Origin of the sequence: Candidatus Pelagibacter sp., from assembly GCF_052049935.1 — a bacterium.
In the GTDB taxonomy this organism is placed as follows: domain Bacteria; phylum Pseudomonadota; class Alphaproteobacteria; order Pelagibacterales; family Pelagibacteraceae; genus Pelagibacter.
This window is the reverse complement of record NZ_JBNGZA010000009.1, coordinates 36,311-61,525: the sequence shown is the minus strand read 5'-3', so window position 1 is coordinate 61,525 and position 25,215 is coordinate 36,311. Positions and strand designations below refer to the sequence as shown.

At 29.6% G+C, this 25,215-nt stretch carries 34 protein-coding genes; 12 read left to right on the top strand and 22 right to left on the bottom strand.

What is annotated here, in order from left to right; translation table 11 throughout:
* The first annotated feature begins 1 nt into the window (after window position 1).
* From ACTT90_RS05375 to ACTT90_RS05355, 5 genes are read left to right on the top strand one after another with little or no spacing between them, the layout of a single operon-like run.
* Window positions 2-472 carry a thioesterase family protein gene (locus ACTT90_RS05375; RefSeq protein WP_440937763.1) on the top strand — a complete coding sequence of 157 codons (471 nt, stop codon included), beginning with the start codon at window positions 2-4 and terminating at the stop codon, window positions 470-472.
* The gene (locus ACTT90_RS05370; RefSeq protein WP_440930074.1) at window positions 469-738 is read left to right on the top strand and encodes a molybdopterin biosynthesis protein MoeD; all 270 of its coding nucleotides are present in this window, start codon (window positions 469-471) and stop codon (window positions 736-738) included. The genes ACTT90_RS05375 and ACTT90_RS05370 overlap by 4 nt, the downstream gene beginning before the upstream one ends.
* Window positions 738-1,190 carry a molybdopterin synthase catalytic subunit gene (locus ACTT90_RS05365; protein ID WP_440937762.1) on the top strand — a complete coding sequence of 151 codons (453 nt, stop codon included), beginning with the start codon at window positions 738-740 and terminating at the stop codon, window positions 1,188-1,190. Before ACTT90_RS05370 ends, ACTT90_RS05365 begins: the two co-directional genes overlap by 1 nt.
* Entirely contained in the window at window positions 1,177-2,070 is an 894-nt protein-coding gene (msrP, locus tag ACTT90_RS05360; RefSeq protein ID WP_440937761.1) for a protein-methionine-sulfoxide reductase catalytic subunit MsrP, read from the top strand. The genes ACTT90_RS05365 and msrP overlap by 14 nt, the downstream gene beginning before the upstream one ends.
* Window positions 2,070-2,651, top strand: coding sequence for a sulfite oxidase heme-binding subunit YedZ (locus ACTT90_RS05355; protein WP_440937760.1), 582 nt, complete (start codon window positions 2,070-2,072; stop codon window positions 2,649-2,651). The genes msrP and ACTT90_RS05355 overlap by 1 nt, the downstream gene beginning before the upstream one ends.
* Here ACTT90_RS05355 and ACTT90_RS05350 read toward each other — a convergent pair.
* The 9 genes from ACTT90_RS05350 to ACTT90_RS05310 all read right to left on the bottom strand — a co-directional run bounded on the left by ACTT90_RS05350 (window position 2,637) and on the right by ACTT90_RS05310 (window position 10,534).
* On the bottom strand, window positions 2,637-3,206 hold the full coding sequence (locus tag ACTT90_RS05350; protein WP_440937759.1) for a nucleotidyltransferase family protein: 570 nt from the start codon (window positions 3,204-3,206) through the stop codon (window positions 2,637-2,639). The genes ACTT90_RS05355 and ACTT90_RS05350 overlap by 15 nt on opposite strands.
* Complete coding sequence (locus ACTT90_RS05345) at window positions 3,206-4,138, bottom strand: hypothetical protein (RefSeq protein WP_440937758.1); 933 nt, start codon at window positions 4,136-4,138, stop codon at window positions 3,206-3,208. The genes ACTT90_RS05350 and ACTT90_RS05345 overlap by 1 nt, the downstream gene beginning before the upstream one ends.
* A complete protein-coding gene (locus ACTT90_RS05340) occupies window positions 4,138-4,818 on the bottom strand; it encodes an XdhC family protein (protein WP_440937757.1) in 681 nt (226 codons plus the stop codon). The genes ACTT90_RS05345 and ACTT90_RS05340 overlap by 1 nt, the downstream gene beginning before the upstream one ends.
* Window positions 4,799-5,806, bottom strand: a complete 1,008-nt coding sequence (locus tag ACTT90_RS05335) for a fatty acid desaturase (protein WP_440937756.1) — start codon at window positions 5,804-5,806, stop codon at window positions 4,799-4,801. The genes ACTT90_RS05340 and ACTT90_RS05335 overlap by 20 nt, the downstream gene beginning before the upstream one ends.
* Window positions 5,806-6,135 (bottom strand): XdhC family protein, encoded by a 330-nt coding sequence (locus ACTT90_RS05330; protein ID WP_014952945.1) that lies wholly within the window; start codon window positions 6,133-6,135, stop codon window positions 5,806-5,808. Before ACTT90_RS05330 ends, ACTT90_RS05335 begins: the two co-directional genes overlap by 1 nt.
* Window positions 6,136-6,156: 21 nt before the next feature.
* Entirely contained in the window at window positions 6,157-6,942 is a 786-nt protein-coding gene (locus ACTT90_RS05325; protein WP_440937755.1) for an FAD binding domain-containing protein, read from the bottom strand.
* Between the two features lie 11 nt (window positions 6,943-6,953).
* A complete protein-coding gene (locus ACTT90_RS05320; RefSeq protein WP_440937754.1) occupies window positions 6,954-9,332 on the bottom strand; it encodes a xanthine dehydrogenase family protein molybdopterin-binding subunit in 2,379 nt (792 codons plus the stop codon).
* 22 nt (window positions 9,333-9,354) lie between these two features.
* Window positions 9,355-9,816 (bottom strand): (2Fe-2S)-binding protein, encoded by a 462-nt coding sequence (locus tag ACTT90_RS05315; RefSeq protein WP_440937753.1) that lies wholly within the window; start codon window positions 9,814-9,816, stop codon window positions 9,355-9,357.
* A 136-nt stretch (window positions 9,817-9,952) separates the two neighbouring features.
* A complete protein-coding gene (locus tag ACTT90_RS05310; RefSeq protein ID WP_440937752.1) occupies window positions 9,953-10,534 on the bottom strand; it encodes a CoxG family protein in 582 nt (193 codons plus the stop codon).
* Window positions 10,535-10,556: 22 nt separating this feature from the next.
* Here ACTT90_RS05310 and ACTT90_RS05305 point away from each other — a divergent pair, with 22 nt between their 5' ends.
* Both ACTT90_RS05305 and ACTT90_RS05300 read left to right on the top strand, forming a co-directional pair.
* A complete protein-coding gene (locus tag ACTT90_RS05305) occupies window positions 10,557-10,802 on the top strand; it encodes a DUF1244 domain-containing protein (protein ID WP_440937751.1) in 246 nt (81 codons plus the stop codon).
* Window positions 10,803-10,822: 20 nt separating this feature from the next.
* On the top strand, window positions 10,823-11,236 hold the full coding sequence (locus ACTT90_RS05300; protein WP_440937805.1) for a YqaA family protein: 414 nt from the start codon (window positions 10,823-10,825) through the stop codon (window positions 11,234-11,236).
* Here ACTT90_RS05300 and moaB read toward each other — a convergent pair.
* Window positions 11,217-11,717: a molybdenum cofactor biosynthesis protein B gene (gene moaB, locus ACTT90_RS05295; protein ID WP_440931214.1), complete on the bottom strand. Its 501-nt coding sequence runs from the start codon at window positions 11,715-11,717 to the stop codon at window positions 11,217-11,219. The two genes, ACTT90_RS05300 and moaB, sit on opposite strands and share 20 nt — an antisense overlap.
* 9 nt (window positions 11,718-11,726) lie before the next feature.
* Here moaB and ACTT90_RS05290 point away from each other — a divergent pair, with 9 nt between their 5' ends.
* The 3 genes from ACTT90_RS05290 to ACTT90_RS05280 are packed head-to-tail and all read left to right on the top strand — an operon-like array spanning window position 11,727 to window position 14,003.
* Window positions 11,727-12,473 carry a sulfite exporter TauE/SafE family protein gene (locus ACTT90_RS05290; protein ID WP_440937750.1) on the top strand — a complete coding sequence of 249 codons (747 nt, stop codon included), beginning with the start codon at window positions 11,727-11,729 and terminating at the stop codon, window positions 12,471-12,473.
* 36 nt (window positions 12,474-12,509) lie between these two features.
* On the top strand, window positions 12,510-13,100 hold the full coding sequence (locus ACTT90_RS05285) for a putative 2OG-Fe(II) oxygenase (RefSeq protein WP_440937749.1): 591 nt from the start codon (window positions 12,510-12,512) through the stop codon (window positions 13,098-13,100).
* Window positions 13,101-14,003, top strand: a complete 903-nt coding sequence (locus ACTT90_RS05280) for a homocysteine S-methyltransferase family protein (RefSeq protein ID WP_440937748.1) — start codon at window positions 13,101-13,103, stop codon at window positions 14,001-14,003.
* On the opposite strand, the gene ACTT90_RS05275 is transcribed toward ACTT90_RS05280, so the two are convergent.
* Both ACTT90_RS05275 and ACTT90_RS05270 read right to left on the bottom strand, forming a co-directional pair.
* On the bottom strand, window positions 14,000-14,884 hold the full coding sequence (locus ACTT90_RS05275) for a DMT family transporter (RefSeq protein WP_440937747.1): 885 nt from the start codon (window positions 14,882-14,884) through the stop codon (window positions 14,000-14,002). The genes ACTT90_RS05280 and ACTT90_RS05275 overlap by 4 nt on opposite strands.
* Window positions 14,881-15,363 (bottom strand): YbaK/EbsC family protein, encoded by a 483-nt coding sequence (locus ACTT90_RS05270; RefSeq protein WP_440937746.1) that lies wholly within the window; start codon window positions 15,361-15,363, stop codon window positions 14,881-14,883. The genes ACTT90_RS05275 and ACTT90_RS05270 overlap by 4 nt, the downstream gene beginning before the upstream one ends.
* A gap of 102 nt (window positions 15,364-15,465) precedes the next feature.
* On the opposite strand from ACTT90_RS05270, the gene glnA reads away from it, so the two are divergent.
* A complete protein-coding gene (gene glnA / locus ACTT90_RS05265) occupies window positions 15,466-16,872 on the top strand; it encodes a type I glutamate--ammonia ligase (protein WP_014952931.1) in 1,407 nt (468 codons plus the stop codon).
* 6 nt (window positions 16,873-16,878) lie between these two features.
* Here glnA and ACTT90_RS05260 read toward each other — a convergent pair whose 3' ends face one another.
* The 9 genes from ACTT90_RS05260 to ACTT90_RS05220 all read right to left on the bottom strand — a co-directional run bounded on the left by ACTT90_RS05260 (window position 16,879) and on the right by ACTT90_RS05220 (window position 23,271).
* Window positions 16,879-17,049: a hypothetical protein gene (locus tag ACTT90_RS05260; RefSeq protein ID WP_440937745.1), complete on the bottom strand. Its 171-nt coding sequence runs from the start codon at window positions 17,047-17,049 to the stop codon at window positions 16,879-16,881.
* A 77-nt stretch (window positions 17,050-17,126) separates the two neighbouring features.
* Entirely contained in the window at window positions 17,127-17,459 is a 333-nt protein-coding gene (locus ACTT90_RS05255; RefSeq protein ID WP_440937744.1) for a HesB/IscA family protein, read from the bottom strand.
* On the bottom strand, window positions 17,459-17,755 hold the full coding sequence (locus tag ACTT90_RS05250; RefSeq protein WP_440937743.1) for an iron-sulfur cluster assembly protein: 297 nt from the start codon (window positions 17,753-17,755) through the stop codon (window positions 17,459-17,461). The genes ACTT90_RS05255 and ACTT90_RS05250 overlap by 1 nt, the downstream gene beginning before the upstream one ends.
* A 3-nt stretch (window positions 17,756-17,758) precedes the next feature.
* Window positions 17,759-18,223, bottom strand: coding sequence for a Fe-S cluster assembly sulfur transfer protein SufU (gene sufU / locus ACTT90_RS05245; RefSeq protein ID WP_440909258.1), 465 nt, complete (start codon window positions 18,221-18,223; stop codon window positions 17,759-17,761).
* Window positions 18,223-19,440 carry an aminotransferase class V-fold PLP-dependent enzyme gene (locus tag ACTT90_RS05240; protein ID WP_440937804.1) on the bottom strand — a complete coding sequence of 406 codons (1,218 nt, stop codon included), beginning with the start codon at window positions 19,438-19,440 and terminating at the stop codon, window positions 18,223-18,225. Before ACTT90_RS05240 ends, sufU begins: the two co-directional genes overlap by 1 nt.
* Window positions 19,430-20,671: a Fe-S cluster assembly protein SufD gene (gene sufD, locus ACTT90_RS05235; RefSeq protein WP_440937742.1), complete on the bottom strand. Its 1,242-nt coding sequence runs from the start codon at window positions 20,669-20,671 to the stop codon at window positions 19,430-19,432. The genes ACTT90_RS05240 and sufD overlap by 11 nt, the downstream gene beginning before the upstream one ends.
* Complete coding sequence (gene sufC / locus ACTT90_RS05230) at window positions 20,671-21,405, bottom strand: Fe-S cluster assembly ATPase SufC (protein ID WP_440937741.1); 735 nt, start codon at window positions 21,403-21,405, stop codon at window positions 20,671-20,673. Before sufC ends, sufD begins: the two co-directional genes overlap by 1 nt.
* Entirely contained in the window at window positions 21,406-22,848 is a 1,443-nt protein-coding gene (gene sufB / locus ACTT90_RS05225; RefSeq protein ID WP_440937740.1) for a Fe-S cluster assembly protein SufB, read from the bottom strand.
* On the bottom strand, window positions 22,849-23,271 hold the full coding sequence (locus ACTT90_RS05220; RefSeq protein ID WP_440930987.1) for an RrF2 family transcriptional regulator: 423 nt from the start codon (window positions 23,269-23,271) through the stop codon (window positions 22,849-22,851). It lies immediately after the preceding gene.
* 124 nt (window positions 23,272-23,395) lie between these two features.
* Here ACTT90_RS05220 and ACTT90_RS05215 point away from each other — a divergent pair, with 124 nt between their 5' ends.
* Entirely contained in the window at window positions 23,396-24,040 is a 645-nt protein-coding gene (locus ACTT90_RS05215; protein WP_440937803.1) for an alpha/beta hydrolase, read from the top strand.
* A gap of 2 nt (window positions 24,041-24,042) precedes the next feature.
* Here the strand turns inward: ACTT90_RS05215 and ACTT90_RS05210 are convergent, their stop codons facing one another.
* The gene (locus ACTT90_RS05210) at window positions 24,043-25,179 is read right to left on the bottom strand and encodes an anhydro-N-acetylmuramic acid kinase (RefSeq protein WP_440937739.1); all 1,137 of its coding nucleotides are present in this window, start codon (window positions 25,177-25,179) and stop codon (window positions 24,043-24,045) included.
* Window positions 25,180-25,215 lie beyond the last annotated feature (36 nt).

Genomic DNA, 25,215 nt, shown 5'->3' with positions numbered 1-25,215 from the left:
AATGTCAGTTCATCTTAGTTCTCAAAAAATTATTAAAGATTGGATAGATTATAATGATCATATGAATGTAGCTTATTATCTTTTAATTTTTGATAAGTTTGGAGCAGATAATTTAAATAGAATTTTTAAGATGGGTGAAGAGTCTGCAAAAAATACAGGTATGAGCACTATGATTGTTGAAACAAATATAACTTACAATCAAGAACTTAAGCATGATGATGAAGTAGACATTAACTTATTATATTTTGATCATGATAAAAAAAGACTTCAATACAAAATGGAAATGATAAACAAAAAAGAGGGGTATTTAGCATCAACTTTTGAAGCACTAGCGCTTTATGTAAATTTAAATACTCGTAAAGTTTCAGAATTTGAAGAAGAAAAATTAAAAATAATGGATGAATTTATAAACAAAAATCAATCAAGCTTTGTTAATGAGAATTTAAAATTTTCATCTAAATTAAAGAAATGAAAATAATATTAGAATTATTTGGTGCTAGTAGAGACTTCAGTGACAAAAATATTTTAGAATTTGATTTAAAATCTCAAATAACAATTAAAGATTTTAAAGGTATTCTCTTAAATTTTATTGATGAAACTTTCAATGGAAATGAAAATTTTAAGAAAATAATTAATTCATCTGCTTTTTGTTCTGAGGATAATGAAATTATAAGCGACAATTATAAAATCACAAAAGATCAAAAAATTGGTATTATCCCTCCAATCGGAGGAGGTTAATGCTTCACACTAAAATCATAGACACAGAAAAAACAAAAATAGAAATTTCTAATGCTGAAAAATTTATTGCCTCATCAAAATTTGGGGCATCAATTTTCTTTACTGGAACAGTCAGAGATTTTAATGAAAATAAAAAAGTCACAGGAATAACATATGATAGCCATGATGCTATGGTTATTAAAAGCTTTAAAGAAATCTATGAAGAAACTGAACAAAAACTTAATATTAAAGACAAAGCAGTATATATTGAACATGTAAAAGGTTACGTAAAACTTGGTGAGATGAGTATTATTATCGCTGTTGCTTGTAAACACAGGGATCAAGCATATGTCTTATCAAGATATATAATTGAGGAAATTAAAAAAAGATCACCAATTTGGAAAAAAGAACATTATGAAAATGAAGATAGTAAATGGCTGAAAGGTAATCCAATAAATAATGAAAAAATTTAAATATTCAGAAATCACACCAGAAAAAATTTATAATAATAGAAGAAAATTTTTAAAAAATTTAGGCTATGGAATTGGTGGTATTGCTTTTGCAAATAGTGCTTTAGCTAATACAGATTTATCTAAGCCAACCTCATATAAAGATATAACTACCTACAATAATTATTATGAGTTTGGTACTGGTAAAGGAGATCCTTATAAAAAATCTCAAGATTTTAAAACAAGACCATGGACTATAAGAATTGAAGGTGAAGTTGAAGAACCTATAGACTTATCAATAGATGAAATTATAAATTCTTTTCCATCAGAAGAAAGAGTACAAAGACTAAGATGTGTAGAAGGTTGGTCGATGATTATACCTTGGATGGGTTTTTCTCTAAGTGAATTATTGAAAAAAGTTAAGATTAAACCAGAGGCTAAATATGTAAAATTCATAAGTGTCTATGATCCTGAGAATATGGTTGGTCAAAGACGAGCAGTTTTAAATTGGCCTTACGTTGAAGGATTGAGATTGGATGAAGCAATGCACCCTTTAACAACAGTCGTAACTGGATTATATGGAAAACCATTACCAAATCAAAATGGAGCTCCTCTAAGAATATTTATTCCATGGAAATACGGATTTAAAAGTGGAAAGGCTATAGTAAAAATAGAATTAGTAAAAAAAATGCCAATGACCGCCTGGATGTGGGCATCACCTAGGGAGTATGGATTTTATTCTAATGTAAATCCAAATGTTAATCATCCAAGATGGTCTCAAGCAACTGAAAGAGTTATTAATGGTGATATTTTTTCTCCAAGAGTAGAAACTTTAATGTTCAATGGATACGGCGATGAGGTTGCTCATCTCTATTCCGGTATGGATTTAAAGAAAAACTTTTAATGAGAAAAATATATAAGCCGTCACTATTTTTTCTTAGTTTAATTCCACTAATAGTTATTGTTTATAAAACATTCACTAATAATTTAGGGCCAGAACCAATTAAGGAAATTACGCATCATACTGGTGAATGGGCATTGTTGTTTATTGTATTTACACTTGCAATGTCGCCATTAAAAAAAATTACTAATTTAAACATTTGGGTTTCATTTCGAAGGATGTTTGGTTTATTCGCCTTTTTTTATGCATCTTTGCATTTAATGACTTATGTTGGTCTAGATTATCGTTTTGATTTAGAAAATATCTCAAAAGATATACTTACAAAAAAATTTATCTTCATAGGTTTTGCTGCATGGCTATTATTTGTTCCTCTTGCAATTACATCATCAAAAAAAATGATGGGTATTTTAAAACATAACTGGAAAAAACTACATAGATTAACTTACGTAATTGCAATTTTTGCTGTAGTTCATTTTATTTGGTTAGTAAAAAGAGATCTTACAGAACCTTTAATTTATTTTTTTATAATTTTAGTTTTATTAGCATTTAGAATAAATTTTAAATTTTTCTCAAAAATCAGTTAATTTATCTAAATCTTTAAATATTTTTTGAGATTTTACTTTAATTATAGCTGCATCTTTTTTTAATCTTTTCACCATAAACTTTGCTCCAACATCACCATTAATTTTTTTAAATTTTGAAATTACAGATGAGTTAAATCCAATTGGATTGCCAATTTTATTTTTATATTTAAGTAAATGAACAGGATTATCTTTTTTATCAATAGAGTTATAAATTTTATTTATATGAGTTTTTTTAATATAAGGCATATCAGATTGAACTATTAAGAAACCTTTTGAAAATTTATTGATTTTTTTAATTCCTGTTTTTATTGAAGATGAAATTCCAGATTTATAATTTTTATTTAATGTAAATTGAATTTTTTTATTTTTATTTATTGCTTTTTTAACTAATAAATGCTCGTGACCCAAAACAATTACAATTCTTCTTACTTTGCTTTTAATTAATTGATTTAATATATGATTGATTAGTATTTTATCTTTAAATTTTTTTAGTAATTTATTTTCTTTAGGAATTCTTTTTGATTGCCCAGCAGCGAGTAGTATTGCTGTTATCATTAAATAATTTCCTCCAAAAATTTTATTAGATAATTATTTTTTTCTATAAATCTTGTGAAACAGGATGATTGTGGAATTTCATGACCATCTGCAGCTCCCATATTGTGCATTGCATCTGCCCATTTACAATTAGCTGGTTTAAGTTCACTGTAATCAATAAAATTTACACCTTTAATATCTCTAAAAAAAGAGAGTGTTTCTGGAGTTTCAAATTTATCCTTATTGTGAGTAAATATAATTGAATTTAATGACTTAGATTTTTTTAAATAATCAAAATTTGTTTTTCTAAAAAATCCCCACTCAGGATATTTTTTATTCCAAATAATTTTTTTTCCAAATGCAGCTGGGTTTATTGCTATTACGCCTTTTATTTTATCTGGATATTTAGATTGCAAATTTAAGGATGCCCATGCTCCTGCTGAAAAACCGGATAAAACAATATTTTCAAAACCTTCTTTTTGAAATTTTTCTAATTCTTTAAATATAATTTTTTGTCTTTTGATATTCTTGGTTTCATCTTCAATATTTGAAATTGTTCCATTATTCTCTAATTGATTTCTATATTTTTTCATTGTCTTTAAAGACATTCCTTTTACCCCTGAACAAAGACGGTAAATTTTAATTGTTAAATCTTTTATTTTTTTGTTATGAAGTTTTAAAATTGCAGGTACAGTAGCACCATGCCATGTATAACCAAGTTTGGGTTTTTTTTGACAGCTATCCTTAACAATATCATAATCACTGCCATGATTATCTATAATCAATAGAGTTTTTTTCTTGTTACTTATGTCGGTAATTGAGTAAGTTTTACCTCTATCATCGACAAAGGTGCTTTTCTTTTTTATTTTATCTAAATCTTTATAATCTAAAGAATTTGCTAACAAATTAGTTGAAAAAAAAATAAGAATTAAGAAACAAATTATTTTTTTCATTATCTTATATATGTTTCTGAAACAAGTTGCGCAATTATAGATAGAGCAATTTCAGGAGCTGATTTGCCCCCAAGCTTAATTCCTATTGGTCCATGTATTGAATTTATTTGCCCTTCAGTAAATCCAGCTTCTTTCAATCTTTGGCATCTGTTTGCGTGTGTTTTTTTACTTCCTAATGCACCAATGTAATAAAATTTATTTTTCAATCCATATTGTAATGCTGGATCATCTATTTTTGGATCGTGTGTTAAAGCAATTAGTGCTGTATTTTCGTTTGTATCTAATTCTTCAAAAGCTTCATCTGGCCATTTATTAATTATTTTCATGCTGGGGAATCTTTTTTCAGACGCAAAGTATCCTCTTGGATCAATGATAGAAATTTCAAAATTTAAACTTTTTGCAAAATCAACTAAATATTGTGCGATATGTACAGCTCCAACAATCACAACTTTTATTGGTCTAACATATGATTCAACAAAAATATTTGTTCCATCAATTACACCATTATTTTTTGATTTATAGAAATTTATTATCTGATCTTTATAACTTTTAAACTCTCCGGTTAATTCATTATCATTATGGTAAATTGCAGAATTTCCATTCTCAAGATTTGTAATTATTGCAAATTCTTTTTTTTGTTTCTTTAGGTTAATAATTTCTTTAAGCAATGACTGTTTCATTTTTATTCAATCTTACATTGATACTGTAATTAGGATCAATTCTTTGTTTCAATAATGCTGGTATTATTTCTTTATAAGTTTCAATCAAACCATTTTTGGCTTTAGGTAGTTGGTCTTCAAGATGATGATACAATTTTTTTAAATTATAAGATGGAATAATTGGATATATGTGATGAACACAATGATATTCCATTTTCCAATATAAAAAACTCAATATTGGATTTAAGTGCATGTCCCTTGAAGATAATCTATGATCTTTTACATTTCTAGCAAGGCCAGCATGTTGAGCAAATGCAACAATTCTATGCATAGTTTTTCCATAAAATATTGGAAGTAACAAAAACAAAACAGGCAACCAAGTTTTAAAAACTATTGAGCTAAATATTATTAAAAGCCAAATTGTTAAATAAATCCTAGAAATTAAAATAGCTCTTGGTTTTGCATTATCTGGAATACACTCTTTCATAACTTTGGTTTCAATACCTAATGAATGCTTAATAATTTCAAAAGAAATGTGATTTTTTAAATATAACAAGTCTGCAAAAGGTATGCAGTTAATTAAAAAACTTTTTGGAGTTTTTTTTAAATTATTGCCATATAAAATTTCATGATCATAGGGATCTTTTGTTGAATATGTATTTTTGTGATGAACAAAATGAGTAAACTTCCACCTTGTTGGTTCGAACATAGCCATAAACGATGATAAATGAAAAAAAATTGAATTTAAAACTTTTGAATTAAAAGCGGTATTGTGACTAGTTTCATGCCAAATTGCATTTACAAAATTATATATATTTCCGTAAACTAAAAACCAAAAAATTGACCAATATGTGCCCCATGTATAATAGGCAACAAAACCCACAGTGAATAAAATAATAAAGTATCCACTTACATGTAATAATCCTTTGATATCAGATTTTTGTGAAAGTTCTTTAAGAATAGATTTATCTATTTTGCACTTAAAATAATTGTTAAGCTCTACTTGCATTAATTGAATTGCTCTAGATAAACAGCTATTTCACCACCACAAGCAAGGCCAATCTCCCAAGCACTTTCATTTGAAACCTTAAACTCTAATTTTTTGAATGGTTTGTTGTCTTTTATTAAAGACATAGACTCTCTTACGACCGCAGATTCTACGCATCCACCAGATACTGAACCTGAAAAATCACCTTTCTCATTAATGATCATTCTGCTTCCAGTAGGTCTTGGAGATGATCCCCAGGTTTGGATTACTGTAGCTAATACAACTTTTTGATTGGCATTAATCCAATCATTTGCTTCTTCTAGTATTTTTTCATCAAATGAATTTTTCATTTGATGAAATATAAAACTATACTAGCAAGCTTCAACAGCTTTTTTAGCGTATAATGAAACTAGGTTTGCTCTGTATTCAGATGACGCATGCATATCAGAGTTCATTTCACTATCATCAAGTTCCATTCCTTCAATAGCGCCTGACGAAAAATCTGATGAAAGTTTTCCTGATAAGTCTTTATCAATATAAACACAAGATTTTGCACCTGTTACAGCTACGTTAACTCCACCTTTATGTTTAGCAACAAACACACCTACTATTGCATATCTTGATGCAGGATTAGGATGTTTTTGATAATCAGCTTTTTCTGGAATAGCAAATTCTACAGCCTCAACTATTTCACCTTTTTTTAAAGCAGTTTCAAACATACCTTTGAAAAATTTATTAGCATCAATTTTTCTTTCATTGGTGTGAATAACTGCATTTAAAGCCATACAAGCTGATGGATAACAAGCTGATGGGTCGTTGTTTGATATAGAGCCACCAATTGTTCCTCTATTTCTAACTTGTGCATCGCCTATGTTGCCAGCAAGTTTTGCTAGAGCAGGAATTGCTTTTTTAACATCTTTTGATGAAGCAACGTCTGCATGTTTAGTTGTAGCTCCAATTTTAATTGACTTAGCACTTACTTTGATACCAGAAAGTTTACTTATTTTCTTTATATCGATAACATCTTTGTAAGTTGCTAATCCTAACTTCATTGATGGAATTGAAGTCATTCCACCAGCTAAAAAAGCAGAATTAGAAGATGCAAGTTTAGATGCTTCTTTTACATCTTTAGGTGCGTGATAATTAAATGATTTCATAATTAATCTCCTTAAGCTGCTTTAGAGTTAGATTTTTTAAGAGCCTTACAAGCCTTCCAAACTTTTTCAGGTGTAGCTGGCATTGTAATTTCTTGGCCACCCAATGCATCAATAACTGCATTCATTACAGTTGGGGGTGAAGCAATAGCTCCTGCTTCTCCACATCCTTTAACACCTAAAGGATTTGATGTTGCGTGTGTACAAGTAAATCCAAGATTAAACTCTGGAAAATTATCAGCTCTAGGCATTGTATAATCCATGTAAGATGCCGTCACTAATTGACCGGTTTCATCATACTTCGTATTTTCATACAAAGCTTGACCAATTCCTTGTGCTAATCCGCCGTGAACTTGACCTTCAACGATATTTGGATTTACTATTCTTCCAAAATCATCAACTGCTGTGTATTTCTCAACTTTTACGTTTCCAGTTGCAGGATCTATCTCTACTTCACAAATGTGTGAACCTGCTGGGAAAGAAAAGTTTGGCGGGTCATAAAATGCTGACTCAATTAGACCTGGCTCATCTCCTTCAGGAATTGGAGACTTCATTTCATCTCTTTGTCCTGGAACGTAACAAGCAAAGGCAATCTCACCAATAGTTTTCTTTTTGTTAGATTTAAGAGCAATAAACTCTCCATCTTTGAACTCGATCTCATCTTCACTGACTTCAAGCATTTTAGCTGCAACTCTTTTGCCTTTTGCAACTATCTTTTTACAAGCGTTTACAATTGCAATACCACCTACTGCAAGCGATCTTGAACCGTAAGTACCCATACCAAATGTGCTCTTATCTGTATCACCGTGAACTAGATCAATATTTTCTATTGGTACACCTAATTCATCTGCTGCAATTTGAGCAAATGTAGTGTCATGACTTTGTCCATGACTGTGTGAACCTGAAAATACAGAAACTTGACCTGTAGGATTAAATCTTACTTCTGCAGACTCCCATAAACCTACTCCACATCCTAGTGACATCACTGCTGCTGAAGGTGCAATACCACAAGCTTCAAAATAAGAAGAAACTCCAATACCTCTTAGCTTACCATTAGCTTCAGATTGTTTTCTTCTAGCTTCAAAGCCAGCATAATCTGCCATTTCTTTTGCTTTTTCAATACCAGCAACATAATCACCTGAGTCCACTGTGTGAACTAGTGTTTGTTTAAATGGAAACTCAGTTGGGAAATTTCTTTTTCTCAACTCAATTTTATCAATTCCTAGTTCCATTGCAGCTTTTTCTACTAATCTCTCAATAGTGTAAGTTGCTTCTGGTCTTCCAGCACCTCTGTATGCATCAACTGGTGCTGTGTTTGTATAAACTGCCTTTACATTTGAGTAAGCAGCTGGAATTACGTATACGCCTGTTGCACAAGGTCCAAATAGATATGTTGGAGTTACTGTTCCAAACACTCTTGCATATGCACCCAAGTTTGCAATAGTTTCATTTTTAAAACCTAAAAACTTACCATCATTTGTTACAGCAAGTTCAGCATGTGTTACGTGATCTCTTCCGTGAGTATCAGTTAAGAAAGACTCAGTTCTTTCTGCAACCCATTTAATTGGTCTTTCAATTTTTTTAGATGCCCAACTACAAACTATTTCTTCATTGTAAACATTAATTTTAGAACCAAATCCACCTCCAACATCTGGTGCAACTACTCTTAGTTTGTTTTCTGGAGCAACACCTCCAAATGCAGACATTACTAATCTTGATAAATGAGGGTTTTGACTTGTAGTATATAAAGTTATTTCCTCAGACGCTGTATTGTAATCAACAACACAAGCTCTTGGTTCCATTGCATTTGGAACTAATCTATTATTAATTAAATCAACTTTGATAATTTTGTCAGCTTTTGCAAACGCTTCATCAACAGCTTTTCTATCTCCTAGCAACCAGTCATAACAAAGATTTTTATCTATTCCATCATGAATAGCTTCACTGTTCATTGTTTCAGCTGGATCTACAACTGCTTTTAAAACTTTGTAATCAACTTCAACTTTTTCTGCACCTGTTTTTGCTTCGTCCAAAGTTTCAGCAAAAACTACAGCAACAGGTTCACCAACAAAGTTTGCAACTTCACCTGCTAATGGTGGGTTTGCAGGCACTTTCATTTCTGAACCATCTTCACTTCTAATAGCCCAACCCGCTATTAATCCTCCAATTTTATCTTCTGCAATTTCTTTTCCTGTTAAGACAGATACTACACCAGAAGACTTTAGTGCTTTTGATGTATCTACTTTTTTAATTTTTGCTCTTGCATGGGGAGATCTAACAAACACAGCATAAGTCTGATTAGCTATATTGATATCAGCTGTGTATCTTCCTTTTCCTGTTAAAAATCTTTTATCCTCTTTTCTTTCAACTCTTGATCCTACTAAACTTGGCATTTTATTTTTCTCCTTTACGTAATTACATTTTTGTTGATGCTTCTTTAACTGCAGCAACTATATTTTGATAACCTGTGCATCTGCATATGTTGCCTTCTAACCACTCTCTAATTTCTTGATCACTTGGATTTTTCTTTGTCTGTAACAAATCTACTGCGCTCATGACCATTCCTGGTGTGCAGTATCCACATTGTAATCCATGAGTTTTTTTAAATGCTTCTTGCATTGGATGCATTTTTCCATCCTTAGCTAAACCTTCAATTGTAGTTACTTTTGAACCATCAATATCTGCTGCTAATGTTGAGCAACTTTTTATTGATTTTCCATCAACATGAACAACACATGCTCCACACTGACTTGTATCACAGCCTACGTGTGTACCCGTTAAATTTAAATTATCTCTTAAAAATACTGATAAAAGTGTATGGTCTGGAACTTCTTTAGTTACCTTTTTGCCATTAACTTCTAAAGTTACTTTAGTCATTAATTACTCCTTCTCTATTGCCTTATTCCCTGTCAAACATCTGATCATATCTTATATAGAGAAGCAATTGATAAATTCGTTACATTACTACCTGGAGTAGAGAAGAGTATTGAAAAATAAGGAAAATCTAAATCAATTAGAAAATTAGATAAGCGATAATTGCCACAGCTAAACCAATACCAACATAAATGTATATTTTTTGGTTTGATGATTTTTTATTGGATGAATCTGTTGAATTTTTTCCATCAGATTGTTTTTGATTTACACTTTCCTCGCTATCTGAAGGTGTAATTAGTTCTGAAAATTTACCAAAAAAAATATCAGCCATTTTTTTTGCAGTCATATCAATCAGTCTAGCGCCTACTTGTGCGATCTTTCCACCAACATTTGCCTCAACCTCGTATATTAATTTTGTACCTCCATTTTCATCCTCCAACTTCACGCTTGCTTCTCCTGAAGCAAAACCAACTGGAGAATTTCCAGATCCTGAAATTTTGTAACTATTTGGTGGATTTAAATCTTTTAGTTCTACATCTCCAGTAAAGCTGGCATTAAAAGGGCCAATTTTATTCGTAGCTTTTGCAGTAAATTCTGTGTCAGAGTTTTTTGTAAATTCTTCACATCCCGGTATTGCTTGTCTTAATATTTCAGGATCATTTAAAGCTTCCCATACTTTTTCTTTAGGTAAATTGATTTGATAAGATCCAGAAAGTTTCATAAAGTATTTATATATAATTTTTATGGACGAGAACACAAAAAAAGAACTTCAATCAGCTGCTTTTGAAAGATTAATTGATCACTTAAGAAATAGAAAAGATGTTCAAAACATAGATATGATGAACCTTGCAGGCTTTTGTAGAAATTGTTTATCAAAATGGTACCGAGAAGAAGCAGAAAAAAAAGGTATCACTATTTCAGATCCAGATGCAAGAGAACATGTTTATGGAATGCCCTACTCTGAGTGGAAAGAAAAATATCAAAAGTAATTTTCTAATTAAAAGTGATAATTGGTTATCTTAGTTTATTTACCATATCATTTTTAGCAGCAACTATATTACCTCTCTCTTCAGAATTGATGTTAGCTACAATGCTTTCTGTTGAAAGTTACAACCGAACATTGTTAATTTTATTTTCAAGCTTGGGAAATATTCTTGGATCAGTATTCAACTGGGTTATAGGTTTTTACTTTATAAAGTTACAAGATAAAAAATGGTTTCCTTTTAAAGAAAAACAGATTTCAAAGTCCTCTCTGTGGTTTGAAAAATATGGCAAGTGGTCTTTGCTGTTTGCATGGGTTCCAGTAATTGGTGATCCACTTACATTTGTAGCTGGATCAATGAAAACAAAATTTTTAACTTTTATAATTCTTGTAAGTGTTGGAAAAATTGCAAGATACCTATTTATTTCTCTTTTAATCTAGGAAATAATTCAACAAAATTACAAGGCTTGTGATTAATATCTAATTGATATTTTAATATCTCATCCCATGCATCAGTAACTCCACCTGATGAACCTGGTAGGGCAAAGACATATTTACCTTTAGCTAATACTGCGCAAGCTCTAGATTGAATAGATGAAGTTCCCACAGATTTAATACTTATGTATCTAAACATCTCACCAAATCCGGGTATATGTTTGTCAGCAATATCATTTAAAGCTTCAGGTGTTATATCTCTTCCTGTAAGACCTGTGCCACCAGTTGTTATAATTACATCTATATCTTTTTCTTTTAACCATTCATTAATTATTGATTTAATATCTTCTTTATTATCTTTACAAATTTTTCTATCAGCTAGATTGTGATTTGCTTCTTCAATTTTATTTACAAGTATTCCACCAGATTTATCGTTTTCAAAAGTTCTGGTGTCTGTAACTGTTAATAATGCTATGTTAACTTTCATAAAATAATTATGTTTATACTACCTATATTATTCTTTGTAACTGCAATTTTATATTCAAGTGTTGGCTTCGGTGGTGGATCAACATATTTAGCACTTCTACTTATTTGGGATGTTCCTTATTATATCTTTCCAGTAATAGCATTGTTTTGTAACGTAATCGTTGTTTCCGGAAACTCAATTAATTATGTGCGGGCTGGCAATTTTAATCGAAGATTAATAATTCCATATTTAATAGGTTCTATTCCATTTGCTTTCATAGGTGGTTCAATAAATATAGATAAATACATTTTTGAAATTTTATTATTTTTTGTATTAAGTGTTGCTGGGATATTGTTATTAATAAATAGTAATTCTTTTAAGTCTGAAAATATAAAAATAAATGAGATCAATAACTTCATTTCTATAATAATTGGTTCAATTCTTGGCTTTGTTTCAGGAATTGTCGGTATAGGAGGTGGAATTTTTTTAAGCCCAATACTTTTTTTAATGAAAGCCGGATATCCAAAACAAATTGCAACCACAGCATCTCTTTTTATTTTGATAAATTCTATATCAGGAATATTAGGTCAATTAACAAAAGAAAACGTAATAAATGAGATTTTAAATTACTGGCCTCTTTTTATTGTTGTTTTACTTGGTGGTCAATTTGGCAATTTCTTAAATATTAGATTTTTATCCAATAGAATTCTAGCTGTAATGACCTCTCTATTAGTTATATTTGTGGCAGTTAGATTGGGTTTAAGATTATTAGGTTAAGGTTGATTATAAGAAAAAGTACTATAATTAAAACCTGTGAAAAATATTAAACCATTTGGTCCATCTATTGGGATAACAAATATTTCAAGTAAATTGATTAATAAGCTAAATAATCAATTAGATAAAAAATCTTCATATAAACAAATTGATTATTCATCAAAACTTGCAAGCCAAATTAAAAACGAAGTTCTTCTTTCAAAAAAATTTGTTGAGCAGAATATTTCATCAGAGCTAAAAAAAATTATCAAAAATTTTCTCCATAAAGAAAATGTGAAAAATGTAAAAGATATTAAGATTAAATCTCTATGGATTGTAAGACAATTTAAAGGAGAATATAATCCTATTCATTATCATCAAGGTGACTTATCTGGAGTTGGTTATCTTAAACTTCCTAAAAATTTTTCAATCAATAGGAATGTTAAGAATAAGAAGATTAAAACTAATGGAACTATTGATTTTATTAACGGACAAAAAGGTTTTTTGAATAAAAGTATATTTAACTTTATACCTAAAGTGGGAAACTTAATTATTTTTCCAAATTATTTAATGCATACCGCATATCCTTTTAATGTTGATGGTGAACGAAGATCTTTTTCATTTAATGCTTCAATAATTTATAAAAAATGAATGGAAATAGATTATTTTAAAAAAGTAAGAATTCTTGATGGTGGAATGGGTCAAGAACTTCTAGCAAGAGGAATGAAGCCCAACGGAACTTTATGGAGTGCTAACGCTTTATTGGATAAAAATTATCATGAATTATTGTTAAATACACATCTAGATTATATTAAATCAGGAGCTGATGTAATTTGTACAACAACATTTACAACAAGAAGATTAAGATTGAGAGATAACGGCGTTGAAGATAAGTTTGAATATCTTAATAAAAAAGCTGGTGAAATAGCAAAAAAAGCTCAAGAAAAATATCCTCATATCAAAATTGCTGGTGAGTTACCTCCACAAAATTTTACTTATGAGGCTGATAACCGTGAGAGTGATCTAATTACAAAAAATTTTAATGAACAAGCAAAAATACTTAACCCTTATGTAGATTTTTTTATTTTACATGTATTAAGTAGTATTAGAGAATTTGAATGTGCAATAGAAGCTATTAAAGAATTTAAAAAACCATACTTAATTGGAATACACATATCTGAGGGTACTAAACTTCCAAGTGGAGAAAAAATCTCAGATATTAAAAAAGTATTTGATGAAAATTTATTAGGAGTAATTTTAACTTGTATTTCTCCTGAAAACTTTGAACAAAATTTTAATGAACTTAAAAATTTAAACATCCCATTTGGTTTTAAGTTTAATGCTTTTGAAACAACTCAACCAAAAGACGGATATACAGCTAGTTATGGAAAAAGTAATGGTAATCCAAATGAATTTTTAGGACAAAGAAAAGATTTAACTCCAGAAGTAATTGCTAAAATAGCTAAAAAATTTAAAGAGAGTGGTGCTACAATGCTTGGTGGTTGTTGTGAAACAACACCTGCTCACATAGAAGCTATAAAAAAAATAATTTAGCTTTTAGTTAACCCAGCTTTTTTTACAAAATAAATTCCAATAATAACTGCAACTAAGGCTACTAAAACTTTAATTGTTATTAATTCTTTTAAAAAGATATAACTCAAAATAACACCAAAAATTGGAATTAAATATGAAACTTGAGACTGAAAGATTAATCCGTTAGTTGTTAAAATTCTAAATCTTAATAACCATGCAATTCCAGTTGAAACAAGACCAAGATAAATTACAGAAATAGTCGAGTCCAATCTTGGAATAATTTTCCAAGGTTGCTCAATAAAACATACCAATGGTATTAAAATTATCGTAGCCCAAATTAATATTGAACCTGTTACATTTTCATTTTTCTTTTTACTAATTTTTAAAGTAAGAACTCCTCCAATAACATAACAAGTAGATCCTAGTAAGATTAATAATGCAGAACCAAAATTATTCTCATTGATTAAAAAATTATCAGAAAATAAATATACGATACCTGAAAAACCAATTAATACTCCTATAGTTCTAGTAAAGTTAAATTTTTCATTTTTGGTATAAAAGTGACCAAGAACAGTAGAACTTAAAGTTGTTGAAGACATTAAAATTGCAGCCAAATTACTTTGAACAGATTTAACGCCATATGCGATCAAGAAAAAAGGTGCCACCAAGTTTATAAAACCTATTAATGCAAACCAATACCAATCCTTAGAAAACGCTTCTATCTTTATTTTATTAATATAACAAATTAACAATACTGGTAGTGCACCAAAAAATACTCTTAAAAAAGCAATAGTCACAGGTCCAAACGAATAAGTTGCAATTTTAATATTAAAGAAAGCAGAAGCCCAAATAACTGCTAGCAATGTTAGTAAACCGTAATCAATTAATTTTGGTTCTCTCATTCAACTATATCTTCTACTTTACCTTTGGTCATTTTTAGTAAATCATTATAATTAATTTTAAATACTGCATTTGGATGACCTGCTGCACCAAATATATCAGAAAATCTCTCCAGACTTTTATCTACGTAAATATCACATTCATTTAAGTGACCAACTGGTGATACTCCTCCGATTGTGTAACCTGTATTTTCTTTTACATCTTCTGGAGATGCCATTGAGACATCTTTTTCATTAAGTATTTTTTTTAATTTATTTAGAGAACACCTATTGTCGCCAGCAACTAAACCAAGGATGAATCTGTCTCCAGCTTTAAATAATAAGCTTTTTACAATAGCTCCTACTTTACAACCCAAAGCTGTAGCCGCATCTTGAGCTGTTCGTGCTGATTGTTCAAGACAAATTACCTTCAATTTTTCATCAAATATTTTGAGTGATTTCTCTGCTCTTTTTACAGGTTCTTTATCTAAAATTGCATTCATAATAAGCTATCTATGTAATTTTTGCATAGGTGTTATTTATTTAAAGAGCGATATTTATAAACTTTTTTTTGCTAAGAACCACCAAAATCAAAAGGAGTTAAAATGAGTGCAAGTAATGTTTTAAAATTTATTAAAGAAAAAGAAGCTGAATTTGTTGATTTAAGATTTACTGATCCAAGAGGAAAGTTACAACATTTAACAATGGACGCTGGGATTGTTGATGAAGATATGATTAACGAAGGTGTATTTTTTGATGGTTCATCAATTGCTGGTTGGAAAGCAATAAATGAGTCTGATATGATTTTAAAGCCAGATACTTCTAGAATGTTTATGGATCCTTTTACGTCACATAACACTGTAGTATTGTTCTGTGACATCTTAGATGCAATAAAGAAAACTCCTTATGAAAGAGATCCAAGAGGTGTAGCTAAAAAAGCTGAAGAGTACCTGAAAGCTTCAGGTATAGGTGATAAAGCATTTTTTGGTCCAGAACCAGAATTTTTTGTTTTTGATGATGTGAGAATTAAAAACGATATGAATGAAGCAGGATTTAAAATAGATAGTAAAGAAGGTCCTTATAACTCAGGTAAAGAATATGAGAATGGAAATATGGGCCACAGACCTGGAGTTAAAGGTGGGTACTTCCCTGTTCCTCCTGTTGATAGTGAACAAGACATGAGAGGTGAATACTTAAAAAGTTTAAAAGATGTTGGAATAAAAGTTGAAAAACATCACCACGAGGTAGCTCCAAGTCAGCACGAGCTTGGAATGTATTTTGGTACTTTAGTTGACCAGGCAGACAATGTTCAACTTTATAAATATGTAGTTCAAATGGTAACACACTCATTTGGAAAAACAGCAACGTTTATGCCCAAACCTGTTGCTGGTGACAATGGTTCAGGTATGCATATTCACCAATCAATTTGGAAAGGTGATACACCTGTATTTTCAGGTGATGCATATTCAGGGTTATCTGAAACTGCATTACATTATATTGGTGGAATATTAAAACACGCTAAAGCAATAAATGCTTTTGCAAATTCGACAACAAATAGTTACAAAAGACTAATACCAGGATTTGAAGCGCCTGTACTACTTGCTTACTCAGCAAGAAATAGATCTGCTTCATGTCGTATCCCAATTACATTAAGTAAAAAAGGAGCAAGATGTGAAATTAGATTTCCAGATGCAGCAGGAAATCCTTATCTAACCTTTGCAGCAATGTTAATGGCTGGATTAGACGGTATTAAAAATAAAATTCACCCAGGTGAATCTTTTGATAAAGATTTATACGAATTACCTGCTGAAGAAGTTAATAAAATCCCAACTGTATGTGGATCTTTAAGAGAAGCTATGGAAAGTTTAGACAAAGACAGGGAGTTCTTAACTCAGGGCGGTGTATTCACTGATGATCAGATTGATGCTTATATAGCTCTTAAGTTTGAGGAAATTCACAAGTTTGAACACGCACCTCATCCTGTAGAGTTTGAGATGTATTACAGTAGTTAATTTTAATTACTGTCTAGTTGTAGCAATTGTATCTTTGTTAATACCTTTTTTAACAACGTAGTCCTGTGTGCCGTTTGCACCAGTTTCTACTTCCTTACGCAAATCTTTAAAAAAAGTTTTTTGCTTTAAGGTGTCTCTTAAAGACTTAACAAGATTTTTAAATTCAAATTTGTTCATGATTCAGATGCTACACTAGATATGCATTAAACGCAATACTGATATGCTTAAAGTGGGACAATTCAACCTATAATAGGTTAAACCTTAAAAGATTCTCCACAACCACATCTTTCAGTTTCATTAGGGTTATTAAATACAAAAGATGACGAAAATTCCTCTTTTTTATAGTCCATTTCTGTACCTAACAGATAAAGAATAGCGGCAGAATCAATATACACCTTAACACCCTTATCTTCTATTACCTCATCACCCGGGTTAGCCTCTTTAGTATATTCCATAACATAGGACATGCCTGCGCATCCTCCTGATTTAACCGAAACTCTAACACCTAACGCATCCTTTTCTGCATTAGACATAATCTCTTTTATTCTGCTAGCAGCATTTTCACTTAATTTAATAATCTGTGTCATTACAAATTTAACTCCAATTTTGCTGCTTCTGACATCATGTCTTTATTCCATGGTGGATCCCATACTAGCTCTAAATCCACATCATCTATTTCTTCTACTTGCATTGCGCCATCCTTTACTTCTTTGGGTAAACTTTCTGCAACTGGGCAATTAGGAGTGGTTAGAGTCATTTTTATTTTTGCTTTATTTTCACTTACTTTAATATCATAAATCAAACCTAATTCATAAATATTCACTGGTAGCTCAGGATCATAAATTTTTCTAATTTCTTCGATTATTTTTTCTTTAGTGTTCATAAATTAATTTTCAGTATTTATTTCTTCTTGCTTATTATCTATTGCTGAAACTAATGTGTGCCATGATAATGTTGCGCATTTTACTCTCATTGGATATTGTTTTACTCCAGATAAACACATTAGTTTAGTTTTTTCATCCTCTTTAAGTTTTTGAGATTTTAATTCTGGATTTTCTTTAATCATTCCTAAAAAATCTTCTACAATTTCTTTTACTTCAAATTCTTCTTTACCTCTTACAAGATCTGTCATGATTGATGCTGATGCCATTGAAATTGCACATCCACTTCCTTCAAAAGAAATATCTTCAACTTTTTTATTTTCATTTAACTTTAAATAAACATGAACATTATCTCCACATAATGGATTGTTGCCTTTTGCATCTTTATTGAAATTTTCAGTTTTTCTTAAGTTCCTAGGATTTTTTCCATGATCTAAAATGATCTCTTGATATAGTTCTTTTAAGTTCATTATATATTAAAAACCTTTTTACAGTTATTGATTGATTCATTTAACTTATCTAAATCATCTTTTGTATTATAAACACCTAAAGAAGCTCTAGCACTAGCTGGAATATTTAATTTATCATGCAGAACCTGACAACAATGATGTCCAGCTCTTATAGCAACACCATCTTCATCTAGAATTGTTGCTATGTCATGTGGATGAACTCCTTCTATTGTAAAAGAAAGAACTCCTCCTCTATCTTTTGGATTTCCCAAAAGTTTAACTGAATTATTTTTTCTTAACAATTCTTGTCCATATTCAATTAATTCTTTTTCATGTTTCATTATATTTTCTATACCAATAGTTTCTAAAAATTTTATAGATTGATCAAAAGCTATAACTTGAGCAGTTGCCATAGTGCCAGCTTCATATTTATTTGGCAAGTCTCCATAAGTTATTCTATCTTTTTTTACTTCTCTTATCATTCCTCCTCCACCTTGGTATGGAGGTAATTTTTCTAACCACTTCTTTTTCCCGTACAGCACTCCTAAACCAGTTGGTCCATACATTTTATGACAAGAGATTGCGTAAAAATCACAATCTAAATCTTGCATATCTAATTTTAAATGAGGAGCCCCTTGACAACCATCAATCACCACAATAATATTTTTTGAATGAGCTAATGCTGTTATTTCTTTAATTGGTAAAATTGCACCTGTAACATTTGATAAATGTGTAACTGCAATCACTTTAGTTTTTTCTGTAATAAGTTTTTCAATATTTTCTATTGGAACTTCTCCATCTTCATTTATTTCAGCAAAATTAATTTTGATATTTTTTGACTTTCTTAGAAAATGCCAAGGCACATAATTTGAGTGATGCTCAAGTTCAGTAATGATGACTTCATCTCCAGGCTCTAAAACAGTTTGTCCAAGTGTATTTGCTACTAAATTCAGCGCTTCTGTAGCACCTTTGGTGAACACAATTTCATTTTTATCTTTCGCATTTATGTATTTTTGGACAGAAGTTCTTGTATTTTCATACATGTTTGTGGCCGCAACTGATAAATAGTGAACACTTCTACCAACATTAGAAAATTGTTTAGAGTAAAAATCATTAATTCTATCCAGTACAATTTTTGGTTTTTGAGATGAATTTGCACTATCTAAGTACACAAGGTCATTATTATGTATCTTCTCATCAAAAATAGGGAATTCTTTCTTTATATTGTTAATACTCATCATTTATTCCTAATAATTTTTTAATAAAATTTTTAATCTTATCTTCAGTAATTTTTTCAAGAACTTCACCTACATAACCATTAATTAATAATTGTTTTGATTGTTTGTAAGACAACCCTCTAGACATAAGGTAGAATATAGAATTTTCATCAATGTTTCCTGATGTAGATCCATGTGAACATTTTACATCATCAGCATAAATTTCTAATTCAGGTTTTGCATTAAATTCAGTATTTTCACTTAAAAGTAATGCTCTACTTAATTGATAACCATCAGTTTTTTGAGCCTTAGAGTCTACAAAAATTTTTCCCTGATAAATGCCTTTTGAATTATCGTTAAGAACGCACTTAATTAATTGATAACTTTTACAGTTTTCTTCATTATGATTAATTATTGTTTTTATTTCATGATGATTATCTTTATCTAAACTGATAACGCCGTTAATAAACGCTGATCCGTAATTCTTATTAAGAGAACATTTTATTTCATTTTTTAAAAATTTTGCTCCTGCTGATAGAATAAAATACTCACAATGACTATTTTTTTCTAAATTTATATTACTAAGTGAATGGCTAATGTTTGAATTCTCCTTATAATTTAGAGAGTAATATTTTAACACAGCATCATCTTTTAAATTAATATCATAATTGCTATTCAAAAAGCTGTTACTAGCATTTTCATTTGATAAGTTAATTATTTTTAAAGAACTGTTTTTTTCTAAATTAAAATTTATCTTACTATTGATTAAATTTTGATTTTTATCAGAATATATATTGTAAATAATTAAAGGTGCTACAGATTGATAGCCCTCTTCTACATTAATGGATATGTTTTCTTCATTAAGAGCAGAATTAAGATTTAATAAAGTATTATCATAGATTTTATCTTCAATTTCTTTTTTTACTGATAATTTTATTGAATCTTTTTTCTCATAAGAAAAATCTTCTTTGATAACTTTTCCATCTAAAATAAAAATTTTGTTATGATCAAAATCATTAATTATATCTTTATCATCAAAACTATTTTCATTGGATATATCAATATTAAAGTTTTTAATATTATTTTTTATGATTTGATTTAAATCTGAAAATTTCCAATCCTCTAATCTTTTGTTTGGAAAACCTTTTGTAGAAAATTTTTCAAAATTTTTTTTTCTTATTTCTAATTGATCCTTAGAAAAAGATTTCTCTTTCAGAAAATTTTCAAAATTTATTTGTGAATTGTTTTCCATTAATTAAATTCCTCATAACCTTTTTTTTCTAAATCTAATGCTAGTTCAGGTCCGCCTGATTTGATGATTTGTCCATTTTTTAACACATGAACAAAATCAGGTTTAATATAATCAAGTAATCTTTGGTAATGAGTAATAATTAAAAAAGAATTATTTTTATTTCTTAATGAATTAACACCTTCTGAAACTATTCTTAAAGCATCAATATCTAAGCCAGAATCTGTTTCATCCAATATAGCAAGCTTTGGATTAAGAATAGACATTTGAAGAATTTCGTTTTTCTTTTTTTCACCTCCAGAAAAACCTACATTTAATTGTCTGCTTAAGATTTTTTCATCAAATTTTAATTCGGCTGACTTTTGTTTAACTAACTTTAAAAATTCAATCGCATCTAACTCTTTTTCTCCTCGTGCTTTTTTAATTGCATTTAAAGAAGTTTTTAAAAATGTATTGGTATTTACACCTGGTATCTCAAGGGGATATTGGAATGCCAAAAATATTCCTTTATGTGCTCTTTCCTCAGTTTCTAGATCTAGGAGATTTTCATTTTCAAAGGTTACTTTCCCATCAACTTCATAACCTTTTTTTCCTGATAAAATGTTAGAAAGTGTGCTTTTACCAGACCCATTTGGGCCCATTATTGCATGAACTTCGCCAGGTTTTATTTCAAGATTAAGACCTTTTAAAATCTCTTTATTTTCTACTTTTGCTTTAAGACTATTGATTGATAACATTTAACCAACACTCCCTTCTAGGCTAATTCCAACTAATTTTTGTGCTTCAACAGCAAATTCCATTGGCAACTGTTGAAGAACCTCTTTACAAAATCCATTTACTATCAAACTAACAGCTTCTTCTTGATTTAAACCTCTTTGATTACAATAATATAATTGTTCTTCACTTATCTTTGAGGTTGTTGCTTCATGTTCAATATTAGATTTAATATTTTTATTTTTTATATACGGAATTGTGTGTGCTCCACACTTATTTCCCATCAACAATGAATCACACTGAGTAAAATTTCTTGAGTTGTCTGCTTTTGATGAAATATCGACCAAACCTCTATACATCATATCTGATTTTCCAGCAGATATACCTTTTGATATTATCTTACTTTTTGTATTTTTTCCTAAGTGTATCATTTTAGTGCCTGTGTCAGCTTTTTGATGATTGTTAGTTATAGCTATTGAGTAAAACTCACCAACAGAATTGTCCCCTTTTAAAATACAACTAGGATATTTCCATGTGATTGCTGAACCTGTTTCAACTTGTGTCCAAGAAATTTTTGAGTTCTTGCCTTTACACAATCCTCTTTTAGTAACAAAATTATAAATTCCACCCACTCCATTCTCATCTCCTGGATACCAGTTCTGAACTGTAGAATATTTAATTTCTGCATCATCTAACGCAACAAGCTCAACGTTAGCAGCATGCAATTGATTTTCATCTCTCATTGGGGCAGTGCAACCTTCTAAATAACTTACATAACTATTTTTATCTGCAACAATCAATGTTCTTTCAAATTGACCTGTTTCAGAAGCATTAATTCTAAAATATGTTGAAAGTTCCATTGGGCATCTAACACCTTCAGGAATATATACAAATGAACCATCAGTAAAAACAGCTGAGTTAAGTGTAGCAAAATAATGATCTGTTAAAGGAATTACAGATCCTAAATATTTTTTTACGAGTTCTGGATGTTTTTGAATAGCTTCAGACATAGAACAAAAAATTATTCCTTGTTTAGTTAGCTCCTCTTTAAATGTTGTAGCAACTGAAACAGAGTCAAATACAGCATCAACTGCTATTCCATTTAGTCTTGCCTGTTCTTGAAGTGGAATTCCTAATTTATTATAAGTTTCAAGTAATTTTGGATCTAGCTCATCCAAACTTTTTGGTTTATCTTTCATGCTCTTCGGTGCTGAGTAATAATAAAGATCTTGATAATCTATTTTGGGATATTTGGGTTTTTGCCAGTTTGGTTCTTTCAAGCTTTTTAATCTATTATAAGCTTTTAATCTAAAATCTAACATCCACTTAGGTTCTTTTTTTATATTTGAGATAAATTTTATTACATCTTCATTTAAACCTTTTGGTGCTCTTATATTTTCAATATCTGTTGAAAAGCCATATTTGTAATCTTTTAATTCTTCGATATCTTTATTTCTTTGATCCATTTAAATTCTACTTTCTCTTTTTGAAACTAAATCCTCTAAACTTTTTTGCTCAAAGAATGAATTAATATGTGTTTCCAGTTCATTCCACAAATCATGAGTTACACATTTGGATGATTTACCATTACAACTTTTTTTTGACTCTTTTTTACATTGAACGGTTTTTACACTTTCATCAATTGCATCAAAAATATTATTCAATTTAATTTCTGAGGGTTTTTTGCTTAAAATATATCCACCTTGCGTTCCTCTGATACTTTTAACTATTTCATTTTTTTTTAGTTTTGAAAAAATTTGTTCCAGAAAATCTACCGAGATACCCTGTCTTAATGAAATGTCTCTTAATGAGACTGGATTGATATTGTCAAATTTTGCAATATCAACTAGGGCCATTACAGCGTATCTACCTTTTGATGTTAATTTCATAAGTAATAATGGTGGGTATATATAAACCCGACTAAATTAGTCAAGTATCTAACATCAAAAAAAAACTACCATTTTAACGCAGACTTATGTTATTCATGCTTTTTTTCAAAATATGGATAATAAAATTTTAGAAATATTCATTCCTGGACCTGCTGGAAGGCTTGAAGCAAAATATTATAAAAGCAAAAAACCCACTTCACCAATAGCATTAGTGTTACAGCCTCATCCTCAGTATGGAGGAACAATGAACAATAAAGTTGTCGTGGAAACATTTCATACATTTATGGATAATGATTTTTCAGTTTGTAGAGTAAATTTTAGAGGTGTAGGAAAAAGTGATGGTGAATTTGATAACGGTCAGGGTGAACTTGCTGATGCAGCGGCTGCACTAGATTGGTTAGAAAGAGAAAATTTTGATAATTCACAATGTTGGGTTTCTGGTTTTTCTTTCGGATCTTTGATTGCAATGCAGCTCTTAATGAGAAGACCAGAGATTAACAGATTTATTGCAATTTCTCCTCAACCAAATGCATATGATTTTTCATTTTTGTCACCCTGTCCAACTTCTGGTTTAATGATACATGGTAAAAAAGATGAACTTGTTCCGATTGAATATATTAATGAACTAAATACTAGATTAAGCGCACAGAAAGGGATCAAGGTTGAGTTTAAAAATATTCCTGATGCTAATCATTTTTTTTCAAAGAATGAAAAATCATTAGTTAGTAGTTTAGATGAATACATAAAAAAAGAAACTGCTTTATATTAATACTAAAAGTTTTCAATTATTTCTCCTCCAGATATAGCTTTTTGACAACGCGTGGTGTTAGGAAATGATATTGGTAAATTTAATACTGACCTTGCAGCTAAAAATCCAAAAGCCTGAGATTCTATAAAATCTCCATCTAAATTATATTCATCAATATCTTTTAAAACAAAATTTTTCTCTGCAACAAGATAATTCTCAATTCTTTTAATTAAAAATTTATTTTTTCTTCCACCTCCACATAAGATAAATAAATTAATATCATTATTTTGCTTTGTTAAATTATTAATTCCATTTGCAATTAAATTTGCTGTAATTTCAGTTATAGTTCTACAGCCTTCTTCTAATTCTAGACCTCTTAAAAATGAAATTTCATAATCATTAATATCTAATGATTTTAAATAATTTGGTGAATTGAAATTATCAATTACCTGATTTAAAATTAGTTGATTGATTTTGCCTGAACTTGCAATTTTTCCATCTTGATCATATTTAAGATGGGTATTCTTTTTAATCCAACTATCAATTAAACAATTGCCAGGACCTAAATCAAAGCCTTCCATTAAATTGGGGTTAAAATTTTTATTAATCTTAGTCATATTAGAAATTCCACCAATATTTAAAAAGCTTAATGATATGTTTGCATTTAAAGTTTTTATATTATTTTTTGCAATTAAATTATGAAAAATAGGAGTTAATGGAGCACCTTGGCCATTATTTTCAATATCATTTTTTCTGAAATTAAAAATGACTTTTTTTTTTATCAATTGTGATAATAATTTCCCATCTCCTATTTGAATGCTAATTTTATTTTTTGGTGAATGAAAAATAGTCTGGCCGTGCAAACCAACAATATCAATTTTATTTTGAGAAATAATTTTATTAATTATTTTTGCATGAAAAAGTGTAAAGTTTCTTTCAGTTTCTTTAATTTCTACCTGATGATTTTCAATATCTTCTTTAGAGTTAATAATTTTTCTTAATCTAATTAATTTTTCATATAAATCATTTGGAAAATCATGATACTCATCTAAAATTCTCTCAAAATAGTTTTCACCATCCGTTTTTATTAGTGAAATATCAACTCCATCCATTGAAGTACCACTCATAATACCCAATGAATTAAATAATTTTTTTTTCATAAATATTTTTTTTTATTAAAAAATGTATATTGTTAA